Below are 15,177 nucleotides of genomic sequence, written 5' to 3'. Positions count from 1 at the left end.
TAACCGCACGATAAAGTGCGGTTATTTTTTTACCCAAATTTCGCTATATACAAAAAAATATAATCGCTATATACTTATAAAAACAACGAAGTCTAAGTATATGAACAAATCCTCCCTTACCTTTCCCCTTTTACTGTGCTTGCTTATTGGGCTCATTTTATGTTCGCTCTCTTGGGGGCGTTTTGCGATTCCGCTTGAGGATGTAGTGCAAAGTCTGATTGGCAATAATATCAATGATGTGCAAAACAACATTATTTTTAATCTTCGTTTACCTCGTGTGATTGCAGCCATACTTGTCGGTGCCTCATTGGCTATTGCGGGTGTTGTGTATCAAGGTATTTTTCGTAATCCATTGGTTTCACCTGATATTTTAGGCGTGTCTAATGGCGCTTGTGTCGGTGCTGCATTGGCGATTTTACTCGGTTCGGGGATGCTGGGTATTCAAGCTCTTGCCTTTGTCGGTGGTTTGATTGCCGTCTTGCTCACCATGAATTTACCGCGTTTAATTCAACGTGACTCCACCATTGTATTAGTCCTTTCCGGCATTATCGTTTCGGGCTTTATGATGGCGACACTAGGCTTGCTAAAGTATCTCGCCGATCCCGAAACCCAGCTGGCCGATATTGTGTATTGGCAATTAGGTAGCCTAACCAAATCCAACTACGACAACTTGCTCATCCTTTCTCCTATTATTTTGCTTACTACCCTTGGCTTATTTTTAATGCGTTGGCGTATAAATGTGCTTTCATTGGGGGATCGTGAAGCAAAATTAATCGGTGCCAATATTCGATTAGAACGTGGATTAATGGTGGTTTGTGCCACATTGCTGACGGCATCATCGGTTTGTTTAAGCGGGACAATTGGTTGGCTTGGTTTAGTGATTCCGCATTTAGCTCGACTTTTCATTGGTGATAACAATGTCAAAAGTTTACCGCTTGCCGGACTTATCGGTGCGATTTTCTTGCTCGTTATCGACACTCTCGCTCGCAATTTATACATTCAAGAAATTCCTCTCGGCATTCTCACCGGCTTTATTGGCGCGCCATTCTTTGCTTGGGTGCTGATTAAACAAAAGGTGGTGGACTAATGTTGCAAATCAACGATCTTTATTACTGGCACAACGTTGAACATTCGTTACTCAATGGCATTGATTTAATCCTACAAAAAGGTGAATTGCTGACTATTCTTGGTGCAAACGGTCGTGGTAAATCAACGTTATTAAACTGCATTGCGGGGCTTTTGAAACCAAAGAGCGGTCAGATTTTGCTGGATAATTGCAAATTAAGCGAAATGAGCAGCAAGCAAATTGCGCAAAAAATTGCTTATGTCTCGCAACACAGTCCACAAACCTATCAATATCGCGTGCGTGATTATGTGGTACTCGGCCGTGCTGCGCATTTAGGTGTTTTTGATAAGCCAAGTGAAGCTGATTTTGCATTAGTCGATGAGGCTTTAAATAAACTTGGCATCAGTCATTTTGCAGACCGAATTTATATGCAAATGAGCGGCGGTGAAAAGCAACTGGTCAATCTTGCGCGTATTTTGGTGCAACAACCGCAACTGATTTTATTTGATGAACCTACCTCGGCATTAGATTACGGCAATGTGTTTAAAACCTTAAGCCTAATAAAAGAGCTCTCACTGCAAGGCTTTACCATTGTGATGACAACACATAATCCCGATCATCCCATGTTGTTACACAGCGCACTGCCCCACAGCCGTGTAAGCATCTTAAACGAGCAAGGCAGATTACAAACCGGTACAGCGCCGGAAATTATTACTGAAGCCAACTTAAAAGCGCTTTATCAAACAGATTTGCGTTTAGTAGATGTGCCTGCACTACAACGACAAATTTGTGCAATTACTCATTTATAACCCACTAGAAGGACATTCATATGTTGAAACATTCTCTAAAAAAAGGCCTAATCGCCCTCTCTCTTGCCGCTTGTTTTGCTATGCCACTACAAGCTAAGATCATAACCGACGTTGAAGGAAACAAAGTTGAATTACCAGATAACGTACAACGTGTAGCCGATCTTTGGCATGCTAATAACCAAATTGTCTTACTATTAGGCGGTGCCAATAAACTGGTTGGCACGACCACATCTATCGCGGCCAATCCTTGGTATAGCGAAGTGTATCCAAATATCAAAAACGTACCAGTATTAACCAATGGCGAAACCATTCAAACAGAAGAATTGTTGAGCCATAAGCCAGATGCCGTATTGCTCTCGAAAAAATCCATGTTAACTGAAGTGGAACAAGCGGGATTAAAAGGCGTGCGTGTAAGTTTCCAAGATTTTGATGGTTTGAAGAAAACCGTACGGATTACCGCTGAAGTTTTAGGTGATAAAGCGCCTGAAATCGCAGAAAGCTATATCAAAGAATTAGACGGTAACATTAAATTTGTTGAAGAACGTCTTAAAGGTCTTAAAGATGAACAACGCCCAACCGTATTACACATCACTAAAGGTTCTGATCTAATGATGATTGACGGCGGAAAATCGATGATTGGTGAATGGATTAAATTAGCCGGCGGTAAGAGCGTATTACCGGATGAAGCGAATATGGTGACAGTTACAATGGAAGCTATCTTACAAGCGAATCCAGATGTTATTATCATCGGTAGCAGTGGTAATAAGGCGCAAGCCGCAATCGAAAAAATCAAAGCTGATCCAGCATGGCAGTCTATAAGTGCGGTCAAAAATAATCGTATTTATGCGAATCCAACCGGCACATTCCCATGGGACCGCTACAGTGCAGAAGAAGCCTTACAAATTCTTTGGGCGGCTCAACTCTTCCACCCAGAGCAATTTAAAGACTTAAATATGGTGGAAAAAACGCAAGGTTTCTATAAAAAATATTACGGTTATACATTAAGCAAAGAAAATGCTGAACAAATCTTGAAAGGCCTAGCACCTCTTAAGTAGTATTTTCATTTGAAGCATTTATCGTTATAATGCGCGCTCTTTTTTTTAACTCAAACATAAGGAAATACTTGATGAAAATTAGTGCAAGAAACCAACTTAAAGGTACTGTAAAATCAATCGAAACTGGTTCTGTGAACGCAATCGTACACATTGATATCGGTAACGGTAATGTAATTTCTTCTACTATCTCTATCGATGCAGTAAAAGAATTAGGTTTAGCAGTTGGTAAAGAAGCATATGCGATTATCAAAGCAACTTCTGTAATGGTTGGTGTTGAATAATCTCAACTAAACTGTTCAGAATTCTCTATAACCGCGCTTTAAAAGTGCGGTTATTTTTTGTCTAAAATATAAAAAAGGCGGTCAAATTGACCGCACTTTGTTTAACGATGATAGAGAAAAGAAAGCTTAGAAACTGTATTTTAAATTAGCAAAGTAAGAACGACCACGTTCATTATAAGTACGAGCTGTACCTGCATTACGATAAATACGTTTATCTAAAATGTTATTCACACCAACTCGTAGGCTTAAACTATCATTGAATTTATATCCCACGTTAGCTCCCCAAATACCATAGCTACCAAGTTGATATTGCGTAACAAGGCTTTCACCCGTGGTGTAAATCACTTGCATGAAGTTTTCAGCATTTTCTACCGTTTTTTGTCTGCCATAACGGGTGTACGAGGTATTCACATCCCAATGGTCATTGATTTTCCAGTTAAGATTACTGTTCACTGTATATTTCGGTACAAGTGAGATCGGATTACCGGTTTTCTTGTTTTCATTTTTGAGCATATACGTGAAATTGGTACTGAATACTAGCGCATCATCTAAGAATGGTAATGTAATATTTCCTTCCAACCCTTCAATGATTGCTCTTGGTGTATTTCCCCAACGATAAACGTTAGTTGCTGTGTAGTTGCGGTAAATTGCTTTTCCATTTGGTGTATTGCTTGGGCGAATTTCACGATCATAACCACCAGCTGGTGCATCAATCGTTGTCAAGAATTCACCGTTAGACACAATTTTATTACGGTAATCATTATGGAAATAAGCTAAAGAGAATAACTTACCATCTTTCTCATATTCCACACCAATCTCTTTGTTCCAGCTTGTTTCTGGCTTAATATTTTCATTACCTAAGAAGTAACAAGCTCGTCCCCAATCAAAGCCTTTTGCATTGCTATTTTGAAGAACGGTATATTGTTTACCTTTTGCATCTGTCTTAACAATACTACCTGTTGAGGTTAATGCATTCGGATTATTCCAGTTATTAGCACTATCAATCGGGCAACCATTACTTGCATTAATTAACAAATAATTTGGTGAAGATTGGTAAAGATTTGGTGCTTTGTAAGCTCGAGCTACCCCACCTTTGATTTTCCAGTTATCGCTAACTTGATGGGAGAAGTTCAGAGAGGGACTCCAATTTGATTTAGAGTTCGTACTAGAATCAAAACGAATACCTGGGGTTAAAATAGTTTTCTCATTCGGCAATATAATATTGTCTTCTAAGAACGCTGCCCATTCATTTTGTGCCACTTTACCGCTACGGCCTTTATCAGCTAACCAAGGTACAAGTGCGTAAACTTGCATGGTTTGCGTCATAGAGGCCGCGTCGTTTAATTCTGAACGAGAGCCTTCTAAACCAACGGTTAACATATGTCCAGTACGACCGGTCATAAACGGAATATAAAGCTCATTACTAAAGCGATAATTTCGCAACAAACCAACCGATTTTTCTAAACCGTTATAAGCGCCTTCCGTACTACCTAATAAACCTTCTGGATAATGATAGTTGCGGGTTTGGTCAAAGGTAAAATAAGTGCGGTTATCGAAAGCCCCCCATTTTCCTTCATGCGTTAAGCCGTAACTTTGGCGATAAAGTGTTGACGTTTCTGCTTTTTGTAAAGCAAGATCACGACTCGTTTTCATCGCTTGAGTCAGTAAAACAGAACTATTTTGAGTATCACCATTATAAATATTACCCTGTCTGCTATATGTTGCATCAAAGGTTAACTTTTGATCCGGAGTTCCAAACTAACTGTCCTGCAATATCGCGGTTACGAACCCCTTCACGACTTGCATAGCGTGTATTATCTTGCGTTGCTGCATTATTATTTGTACTAGAATCCTCTCCCGAGTTAATATCTAGCGCATCCGCCTGTGTTTTAGCAATGTTGCCGTATAAACGGAAGCCCAATACATCTTTAACTAGTGGACCGCTGAAATTAAAACCGAGACGATTAGTGTAACCTTCTTTGCTGTCTTCTGGTTGTTCTGTAAATAAATTCAAACTACCATGGTATTCGCTTGTTGGTGATTTGGTTTTGATATTAACCACACCACCCATTGCACCAGAACCGTAACGTGCAGCAGCGGGACCTCGTAGTACTTCGATAGAGTCGATTGCGTCTGCCGGCACCCAGTTTGTATCACCACGTGTATTGCGTGTGCCATTACGTCCATAACGTTCTGAATTACGAGATTTTACAGGTTTTCCATCTACTAAAATCAGCGTATTTTCCGGCCCCATTGCGCGGATATCAACCTGACGTTTATTACCGCGGGCACCGCCAGGCGCATTTGTACTTAATGTGACCCCTGGTTGTTTAGCAATAATTTCAGAGGCATCATTTTCAATTGGATCTCGCTCTAAATCTTTTTGTGAAATCACCGAAACACCGAGAGATTGTTTAACTTGCTCTTCTGCTGTGACATTAATAGCTTCAAGTTTTTCTTCAGCATACGCTGTACTCGAAATCACTAATATCGCTAACAGACTTAATTTATGTTGTTTTTTCATTGGGTTATCCTTAAATATCATTATATAAAAAAAGATATAAAGGCCTCATATTACATCGTTATATAAATATGTAAATAACAAATATGAGTTATGAGAAATTTCATCATAAAATGCAGAAAAACGATGGAGAGTTACTACTATTTGGAGAAGGAAAAAGAAAATAATCAAACAGCAAATCTTAATTATTAATTTTATTCATATAAAACCTGAAAATTATGAAGTTGTATAATCTTTTATTTTATTGCATTCTATACATGAAAAGACGTTTAGACGTCTAAACTAAACAATAGAAGGATTAATTATGACAACATTTCATTTAGCAGGATTTCCGCGCGTAGGCGCAAAGCGTGAACTTAAATTTGCTCAAGAGCGTTACTGGCGTGGCGAAATTGAGGAAGCGGATTTATTAGATATTGCAAAAAGATTACGTGAACTAAATTGGCAGCACCAAGCCAAGGCAAATGCTGATTTTATCGCAGTGGCTGATTTTACACTTTACGATCATATTTTAGATTTACAAGTGGCAACAGGTGCGATTCCTACTCGCTTTGGTTTCGATAGCCAAAATTTAACACTCGATCAATATTTCCAATTAGCGCGTGGTAATAAAACTCAATTTGCGATTGAAATGACAAAATGGTTCGATACCAACTACCATTATCTTGTTCCTGAATTCCATAAAGAAACGCAATTTAAAGCAAATCCAACTCATTATGTGACACAAATCCGTGAAGCTAAAGCGCTTGGGTATGATGTTAAACCAACTATCGTTGGTCCACTCACTTTCCTTTGGTTAGGGAAAGAAAAAGGTGCAGCATTTAATCGCTTTGATTTATTAACACAACTCGTGCCGGTTTATGTTGAAATCTTAAATGCATTAGCTGCAGAAGGTGTTGAATACATTCAAATTGATGAACCTGCTCTCACTTTAGATTTACCGGCAGAATGGATTTCTGCTTATAAAGCGGTTTACGCCACTTTTGCTGAACAAGTGAAAGCGAAATTATTGCTTGCGACTTATTTCGGCTCTGTGGCAGAACACGCTGATTTGTTAAAAGCCTTACCTGTAGCAGGTTTACATATCGATTTAGTGCGCGCACCAGAACAACTTGCTGCCTTCGCGGATTATGACAAAATCTTATCTGTAGGCATCATTGATGGCCGTAATATTTGGCGTGCAAACTTGAATCAAGTGTTAGATGTGGTTGAACCATTAAAAGCGAAATTAGGTGATCGTTTGTGGATTGCGCCAAGCTGCTCTCTCCTCCATACACCTTATGATTTAGAAGTTGAAACGCAACTCCAAGCAAATAAGCCTGAGCTTTATCAATGGTTGGCTTTCACGTTACAAAAAATTCAAGAATTACGCATTATTAAGACCGCTCTAGAACAAGGTCGTGAAGCCGTTCAAGCGGAATTAGCTGCATCTCAAGCAGCTGCGGATGCTCGTAAAAACTCGCGTGAAATTCACCGCACTTGTGTAGCTGAACGTTTAGCAAACTTACCGGAAAATGCTGACCAACGTAAATCGCCATTTGCGGAACGCATTAAATTACAAAATGCATGGTTAAATTTACCACTTCTGCCAACGACGAATATTGGTTCCTTCCCACAAACGACAGCCATTCGTCATGCTCGTGCTGCCTTCAAAAAAGGCGAACTCAGCTTAACTGATTACGAAACTGCAATGAAAAAAGAAATTGAATTCGTTGTACGTGAGCAAGAAAAATTAGACTTAGATGTATTGGTACATGGCGAAGCAGAACGTAACGACATGGTGGAATATTTCGGTGAATTACTCGATGGTTTTGCGTTCACCAAATTTGGTTGGGTACAAAGTTATGGTTCACGTTGCGTAAAACCGCCTGTGATTTACGGTGATGTTACTCGTCCAGAACCCATGACGGTACGTTGGTCACAATATGCCCAAAGCCTTACCAATAAAGTGATGAAAGGCATGCTGACTGGTCCGGTCACGATCTTACAATGGTCTTTCGTGCGTAACGATATTTCTCGTGAAACAGTCTGCAAACAAATTGCGGTAGCGCTTTCTGATGAAGTATTAGATTTAGAAAAAGCAGGTATCAAAGTGATTCAAATTGATGAGCCGGCTATTCGTGAAGGTTTACCGTTAAAACGTGCAGATTGGGATGCTTATTTGAAATGGGCGGGCGAAGCCTTCCGTTTAAGCTCAATGGGTTGCAAAGATGATACCCAAATTCATACGCACATGTGTTATTCCGAATTTAACGACATTCTACCGGCTATTGCGGCCTTAGATGCCGATGTCATTACTATCGAAACCTCGCGTTCTGACATGGAATTACTCACCGCATTTGGTGATTTCAAATACCCGAATGATATTGGTCCTGGCGTATATGACATTCATAGTCCACGCGTACCTACAGCAGAAGAAATTGAACACCTCCTTCGTAAAGCATTACAAGTGGTGCCGAAAGAACGTTTATGGGTGAACCCAGACTGTGGATTAAAAACTCGCGGTTGGCCAGAAACGATTGCTGCACTAAAAGTGATGGTTGATGTCACGAAAAAATTACGTGCTGAATTAGCATAAAATCAGTAAAAAGAAAGGCGAACATGAAAGATTATCTCTGTTCGCCTCTTTCTTTTCGTTCAAAAACTAATTCATTTTTGACCGTGCTTACAGGCTAATATATTCCATTTTCACCTTGCAGAGGCTCTTCAATAACTGCTCTGCCATCTTGCGGTGACTTAAACGCAACGGTTTCTCTGCAAATACTACTCGCTCAATTTTCGATACATCCAATTGATTTAAGTAGGCAAAATTAATCGCTGTTTGCATAGCCGGTAAGCTTGGGTTAAATGCTGCATTTTCTGCATATCGACCACAAATCATTTCCCCATTTTTAAATAAAATGCCTACACCGTGAGGGCTTTTAGAATAAGGTGAATGAGCTCGGTTTGCCCCTAAAATCGCTTTATTTGCCACTTCATCTTCCGTCGTCAAAGTAAAACCTTGTTCTTCTTTGTTTAATAGAAGCAAATCAACGCCTAAAGCTTTCGGGCCAAAGCTATCGGGTAAATATTGAGGAAGTGGATTATTTTGGCTGTGTGGTAAATGAATTTTTAAATCTTGCGCTTGATAAAGCTCATTCATAAATTGACGGCAGTGACCACAAGGCGTGTAATTCACTACAATATCAGTGATTCGAGGTTCATTACGTAACCATGCATGGCTAATCGCACTTTGTTCAGCATGGATGGTTTGAGCCATGCTACTACCCTGAAACTCTTGATTCGCACCAAAGTAAAAATCACCACTTTCACCAATCGCAATCGCGCCAACATGAAATTCTGAAATGGGTGTATGGCTATAACAAGCCGCTACGGGCAAAAGTGCCAACCCTAGTTGAACAGGCGTAAGCTTAAATTCATCACAAATTGACCGCACTTTTTCAGCCGGTAAAAAGCCTTTCCATTCTTGTTCTTCTAACGCAGAAAGAATTGCATTTGAAAGTGGCGAGTTTGCTAATGCTTGTTGAATTTTTTGTTGCATGTTAAATCTCCTCATTTTTATATGCCCATTCTACGCTATTTGAGAAAAAAACCTAAACTCTAAAAGACTTTCGGAATATGTTTCTAAAATTTATCAACACCTTAAAACAAAAAATGCTCAAAAAAATAACCGCACTTTTAAAGTGCGGTCATAAATTAAGATGTTTTATTCACTCGTTTTATAACAATGACGGGGCAACACCAAGTAATTTTCGGGTGTAATCCACGGTTGGGTGGTTGAAAATATCTTCAGTGCTACCGGTCTCCAAAATTTGACCGCCGTACATCACGACAATACGGTCAGATACTTGGCGTACGGTTTGAATATCGTGAGAGATAAACACCATGGCAAGATTGAGTTCTTTTTTCAAGTCCGCCAATAAGTTTAATACCTGAGCACGAACGGATACGTCTAACGCAGAAGTCGGTTCATCCGCAACAATCAGTTTTGGATTCAGCGCTAAAGCACGTGCAATCGCCACACGTTGTTTTTGCCCGCCAGATAAACGAGTTGGCTCAACTTGTGCTGCAGAACGTGGTAAACCGACGCGAGAAAGCAAGTCATACACACGTTTTTCCCGTTCATGAGGTTGTAACACATTGTGAATATCCATTGGGTCACGCAAAATATCCAACACTTTCATACGAGGATTCAGTGCGGTTGCTGGGTCTTGGAAAATGACCGATACTTGGCGACCGAATTGTTTTCTCGCTTCTGAGCTGCCATATTGCATTTGTAAACCGTTGAATTTCACTAAACCAGATGTTGGTTTAAGAAGTCCAATTATTACATTGGCTAGGGTAGATTTCCCGCAGCCAGACTCCCCTACTAAACCAATGGTTTCCCCCGCTTTAATGCCAAGACTCACATTATTCACCGCTGTGAATTTTTTACGTCCAAACAATGAACCGTCGCGAGAAGGAAATTGCACCACGATATTTTCTAAATCGATGATGTTTTGTTCTTTAATGACTTTAATACTACTGCTCATATTATGCTCCTTTCGCTTCCGTTACAGGCTCAGCTAAATGAGAAGCCCACAAGTGAGACGGCTCACCTTCCACGGCGGTTAATATCAATTTTTGATCCGGATTAGCATCTGGTCGCAATGAACGACTTGCAAAACGGTCGCCGGCAGCAAAATCGTAAGGTGATGGTACGCTGCCCGGAATTTGATATAAACGTTTCGCACGGACTTCGGTTGAAAGGACAGAACCCAATAAGCCACGGGTATATTCGTGTGTTGGATTAGCAAGCAATAAGGATGTTGGTGCCATTTCAACCACTTGACCTGCATACATTACCGTAATGTGGTGAGCTAATTGTGCAACTAATGCTAAATCGTGGCTGACAAATACCATAGCAAAACCCAGTTTTTCACGTAATTCATTCAATAATTTCACCACTTCAGCTTGAACGGTTACGTCTAATGCGGTTGTTGGTTCATCGGCGATTAATAATTTCGGCTCACGAGTTAATGCCATTGCAATCACCACACGTTGACGTTGACCACCAGAAAGTTCATGCGGATAACGGTTCAACACTTTTTCTGGAGCGAGGTGTACCCATTCCAGCAATTTTTCTGCGGTATGGTGGCTACCACGTTTGATGAGCTGTGCCATTTGATCTTTGATACGCATTGATGGGTTTAATGCACTTAAAGAGTCTTGGTAAATCATCGCAATTTCAGAACCACGCAATTCACTTAGATTGTTAGCGTTAAGCAAACTGTGTTGTTTTCCGCTACGGTCTGTGAAAAGCACTTCCCCAGTAATTTTAGCTGTTTTTGGTAACAAGCCCATGATAGAGAATGCTGTAATAGATTTACCACAACCGGACTCTCCTACTAACCCCATGGTTTCCCCTTCATTTACGGTGAAGCTGATGTTATCAACCAATGGAATTTCACCATAACGATTCGGGAAACGGATTGATAAGTTTTTCACTTGTAAAATCGGTTTTGCATTTGGATCTAATTGCATACGATTCGTACGGGTGATTTCTTTTTCATGTAATTTGAGCAAGTAACGTTTTAATGCAAGACCTTCAGAAAGCGCTTCTTGTACGTCAGTAGAAAGACGTTCATCTGATTTACCTTCTGGTTTTTTACCGCCTTTCAAGCGCGGGTTAACCAAGGCATCGGTAAGCCCTTCCGCTAAGATATTTAAGGCTAATACGGTTAAAAGAATCATCACACCCGCAAAGGTTGTCGCCCACCATGCACCGTTTAATACGATGTTACGACCTTCAGAAAGGATGTTACCCCATGAAGGATGTGGAGGTTGTACACCTGCGCCTAAGAAAGAAAGCGAGGCTTCAAACACAATAGCATCTGCCACCATTACGGTCGCGAAGACTAAAACCGGTGCCGCGGTATTGCGTACAACGTGTTTGAGAAGAATATAAGTACGGCTACCACCAATAACACGTTCAGCACGCACATAGTCTTCATCCCATTGTGATACCACATTCGCACGAACTACACGAGCAAGTTGCGGGGTATAAACCACGGCAATGGTGATGATAATGACCGGCACTGAGTTACCAAAGGTTGCTAATAACACTGCCGCTAATGCGATACCTGGGAAGGCCATTAAAATATCCATTAAGCGCATGATAATTTCATTGCCCCATTTCTCGGATGTGGCTGCAGTTGCACCTAAAACACTACCGAAAATAATGGCGCAAGCTACCGCACCTAAACCGATAAATAAGGACGTTTGGGCACCATAAACAATACGAGAGAAAATATCACGACCAAGTCGATCAGTCCCAAACCAATATTCCGCACTTGGAGCACGCATACGTGCGATCACTTCTAATGGATCATGTGTTGCTACCCAAGGGGCAAATACCGCCACTAAAGCAACGAAAACTAAGAATAATAATGAAATTTTTGATGCGGTGGAAAGTGCTCGGAATCTCGCACCGCTTGCAGCTAATCGATCTGCTAAACCTTGACGAAACATTATAGACTCCGAATTTTAGGGTTAATCAACACATAGAGAATATCAACGATAATATTCACTAAAACGAAGGTAAAGGCGATTGTCAGAACCACCCCTTGTACTAAGTGTAAGTCATGATTGACGATACCGTTAAAAATCAATTTACCCATGCCCGGTAAGTCAAAGATTTGTTCGATAACTACCGCACCACCAAGTAAGTAGCCTACGCGTAAACCTAATACTGTTACTGGTGTGATTAATGCATTACGTAATACGTTGTGACGAATAACAGTTGCATAAGGCACACCGTTACCAATCGCCGTTCTCACATAATCTTTATCCATTTCTTCTACCATGGTTGTACGCACCACACGAATTAATGACGCACATACCGGCACGGCAAGTGCAAGAGATGGCAAAATCATGGAATTGATATACCCCATCGGGCTTTCGCTGAATGGCACAAAACCACCTGAAGGCAACCAATCTAACTCCAAAGAGAACCATTGAATAAGTAAGATACCTAACCAGAATGAGGGGGTCGCAACCGCTGCAACAGAGATTAAACGAATCACTTGGTCTACCCAGCTATCACGATAAAGCGCGGCCAGTACACCTAATGAAAAAGAGACTACTGCCGCAAACACCACACCAATTAGGGTAAGTTGTAACGTGATTGGGAAAGATTTCGCTAGCATGCTACTGATTGGTAATTCTGGTGGCATAGTCACACCAAAATCCAATACAAGTAAATGACCTAAGAAACGAAAATATTGAACAAAGAGTGGATCATTTAAGCCGTGTGATTCGCGGTAAAGTTGTTTTGCTGCTTCACTCGCACTTTCGCCTAGTGCCACCGTAGCGGGATCACCTGGTGTAAATTGAAGCACCACAAAAACGAGTGCTGTTACACCTAGAATCATGACTGGCAAAGCCATCAATCGACGTAACAATAATCGAAGTATCATATCCATCTAACTTCTCCTGTTCTAGCTTGAGAAATTCGTTCGCTTCAAAAATGAAGCAAAACAATCAAATTCAAAAACAAAATGAATTACAGTAATCATAGTGTTCAGCTCAAGCCCTGTCAATCCAAGTACATAGAGCAAAATTCAAATCTGTGATCGGCTTCACAAAGATTTTTTTGAAATGAAATTGAGAGAAAAAATGATTGAAAAACAGAGAGAAAAATGACCGCACTTTGAGATAAAAAGGAAAGAAAAAAGGCTGTTGATTGCTCAACAGCCAAAACATTAAATTAAAAAGCACTTTTATTTACGGCCCACACCGAGGAAAGATAAACCGGTTGTTGCCAATGGTTGATAGCCTTCAAGGCTACTATCATCCCATGCTGAAGGAAGTTTACGATGAACAATCGGATAAAGTGGTACTTCAGCCGCAATAATGTTAATCGCCTCTTCCCATGATTTTTTCGCTTCAGCGTGATCTTTTGCTCTCACTGCTGCATTGAGTAATTCAGTCACTTTCGCAAATTCAGGGGTATTACTCCAACGGAAACGACGTTTCGGCCATACATCACCACGATACCACCAGCTTAAAAGCAAGTCTAAGTCATTACCGAACACTGATGGGTCACCCGGTGCGATTGCCACTTCATATACACCTGGATCTACGTTGTTGCTGTATAACGCACCAGATTGTAAGTGTTGTAAAGTCACTTTCACACCTGGAATCTTATTCCAAGACTCTAAAATTAACGGTGCAGATTCTTTCACCCAGTCATGGTCGGTTGCGAGCAATTCAAATTTAAGCTCAGTTACACCGGCTTCTTTTAATAATGCCGCGGCTTTTTCCTGATCATAAGGATATTGAGTTGATGCCTTAATATAATCTGGGTGAGTCGTTTGTAAGTATGATGTTGCAGCTTCTGCATTACCATCAAATACAATATCAACCAGTTTGTCAGTGTTTAAACCATAGTGTAACGCTTGACGTACTTTTGGATTATTAAACGGTGCTTTTTCACAGTTAAACATTAAGAATAGCAAGCCGAAAGATTGAACGGATTGCACTTGTTGTTTTTTGTTTTTCAAGCGACTAATGTCTAAATAAGGCACGCTTTCCATTGCTTGAGTACGTTTAGACTCTTGTGCAGTCACACGAGCTGCGGCATCAGAAAGTAATAACCAAGACATTTTTTCAACTTGCGCTGGATATTTACCATTGTAAGGTTCATACGCTTCAAAGACGATTTTGTCATCTTTCACAGCTGAAACAAATTTGAATGGACCAGAACCAACTGGGTGCGCATCAAATGCAGATTGACCGACTTTGTCGATTACATGTTTCGGTACAATTTTCACACAAGTTAAACGGTTAGCAAATAAAGCAAATGGATATTTCAATTTAAATTCCACCACTTTATCATCCACAGCTTTCACACTTTCAATGAAATCAATAAACATCACAAATAAAGATTTATTGGCTGGATCCATAATACGATTGAAAGAATACACAACGTCTTCAGTGGTGACTGGTGCGCCATCATGGAAGGTTGCGCCTTCACGTAAAGTAATGCGCCATGTTGTTTCATCAACTTGTTCTGGCTCTTTTCCTGCTAAAGCAAGATAAGGTTCACGAGTTGCAGGATGCAAATCCACTAAACCTTCAAAAATGTGCAAGTTTGCTGCATAAGGTGAAGCGCCACTTGATGTCATTGGGTCAAAACCGGTAGAAAGCGGATAAGCAATCCCCGCTTCAATAGTTTTACCTTTAATTTCTGCAGCAAAGGCTTTTGGTGCAAATGTGCCTAATGTACCACTAAATGCAAGACCCGCCCCCACGCCAGCCATAAGTTTCATAAAATGACGACGAGATTCATTCGTTTCAAAGGAAAAATGCTTTGTCATACTAAACTCCTGATGAGTAATAAAATCATATTTTGGGTTTTTAAACCTAGCCAAACATTTCATTCGAAAATGAAGTAAAGCAATCA

General features: G+C 40.5%; 10 protein-coding genes and 1 pseudogene. 5 read left to right on the top strand and 6 right to left on the bottom strand.

Annotation, left to right across the window (positions count from 1 at the left end; genetic code table 11):
* The first annotated feature begins 100 nt into the window (after positions 1–100).
* The 4 genes from ACXVWP_RS00830 to ACXVWP_RS00815 all read left to right on the top strand — a co-directional run bounded on the left by ACXVWP_RS00830 (position 101) and on the right by ACXVWP_RS00815 (position 3,211).
* Positions 101–1,087, top strand: coding sequence for a FecCD family ABC transporter permease (locus ACXVWP_RS00830; protein WP_289901770.1), 987 nt, complete (start codon positions 101–103; stop codon positions 1,085–1,087).
* A complete protein-coding gene (locus ACXVWP_RS00825; RefSeq protein ID WP_289901769.1) occupies positions 1,087–1,875 on the top strand; it encodes an ABC transporter ATP-binding protein in 789 nt (262 codons plus the stop codon). Before ACXVWP_RS00830 ends, ACXVWP_RS00825 begins: the two co-directional genes overlap by 1 nt.
* Positions 1,876–1,895: 20 nt before the next feature.
* Positions 1,896–2,930, top strand: coding sequence for an ABC transporter substrate-binding protein (locus ACXVWP_RS00820; protein WP_369866540.1), 1,035 nt, complete (start codon positions 1,896–1,898; stop codon positions 2,928–2,930).
* A gap of 71 nt (positions 2,931–3,001) precedes the next feature.
* Positions 3,002–3,211: a TOBE domain-containing protein gene (locus ACXVWP_RS00815; protein ID WP_007525241.1), complete on the top strand. Its 210-nt coding sequence runs from the start codon at positions 3,002–3,004 to the stop codon at positions 3,209–3,211.
* 126 nt (positions 3,212–3,337) lie between these two features.
* On the opposite strand, the pseudogene ACXVWP_RS00810 reads toward ACXVWP_RS00815, so the two are convergent.
* Positions 3,338–5,735 (bottom strand): annotated as a pseudogene (locus tag ACXVWP_RS00810) (FepA family TonB-dependent siderophore receptor).
* Positions 5,736–6,036: 301 nt separating this feature from the next.
* On the opposite strand from ACXVWP_RS00810, the gene metE reads away from it, so the two are divergent.
* Positions 6,037–8,310: a 5-methyltetrahydropteroyltriglutamate--homocysteine S-methyltransferase gene (metE, locus tag ACXVWP_RS00805; protein WP_289901767.1), complete on the top strand. Its 2,274-nt coding sequence runs from the start codon at positions 6,037–6,039 to the stop codon at positions 8,308–8,310.
* Positions 8,311–8,397: 87 nt separating this feature from the next.
* On the opposite strand, the gene cdd is transcribed toward metE, so the two are convergent.
* The 5 genes from cdd to ACXVWP_RS00780 all read right to left on the bottom strand — a co-directional run bounded on the left by cdd (position 8,398) and on the right by ACXVWP_RS00780 (position 15,091).
* Entirely contained in the window at positions 8,398–9,273 is an 876-nt protein-coding gene (cdd, locus tag ACXVWP_RS00800) for a cytidine deaminase (RefSeq protein WP_289901766.1), read from the bottom strand.
* A gap of 178 nt (positions 9,274–9,451) precedes the next feature.
* Positions 9,452–10,264, bottom strand: a complete 813-nt coding sequence (locus ACXVWP_RS00795; protein ID WP_005696082.1) for an ABC transporter ATP-binding protein — start codon at positions 10,262–10,264, stop codon at positions 9,452–9,454.
* Position 10,265: 1 nt separating this feature from the next.
* Positions 10,266–12,242 carry a dipeptide/oligopeptide/nickel ABC transporter permease/ATP-binding protein gene (locus ACXVWP_RS00790; RefSeq protein ID WP_289901765.1) on the bottom strand — a complete coding sequence of 659 codons (1,977 nt, stop codon included), beginning with the start codon at positions 12,240–12,242 and terminating at the stop codon, positions 10,266–10,268.
* Positions 12,242–13,195: an ABC transporter permease gene (locus tag ACXVWP_RS00785; RefSeq protein ID WP_049358061.1), complete on the bottom strand. Its 954-nt coding sequence runs from the start codon at positions 13,193–13,195 to the stop codon at positions 12,242–12,244. Before ACXVWP_RS00785 ends, ACXVWP_RS00790 begins: the two co-directional genes overlap by 1 nt.
* A gap of 297 nt (positions 13,196–13,492) precedes the next feature.
* Positions 13,493–15,091, bottom strand: a complete 1,599-nt coding sequence (locus ACXVWP_RS00780; protein WP_289901764.1) for an ABC transporter substrate-binding protein — start codon at positions 15,089–15,091, stop codon at positions 13,493–13,495.
* Positions 15,092–15,177 lie beyond the last annotated feature (86 nt).

It is taken from the genome of Haemophilus sp. SZY H56, assembly GCF_054332415.1.
The sequence above is the reverse complement of the archived record's forward strand: the minus strand, read 5'-3'. Positions and strand labels throughout refer to the sequence as shown.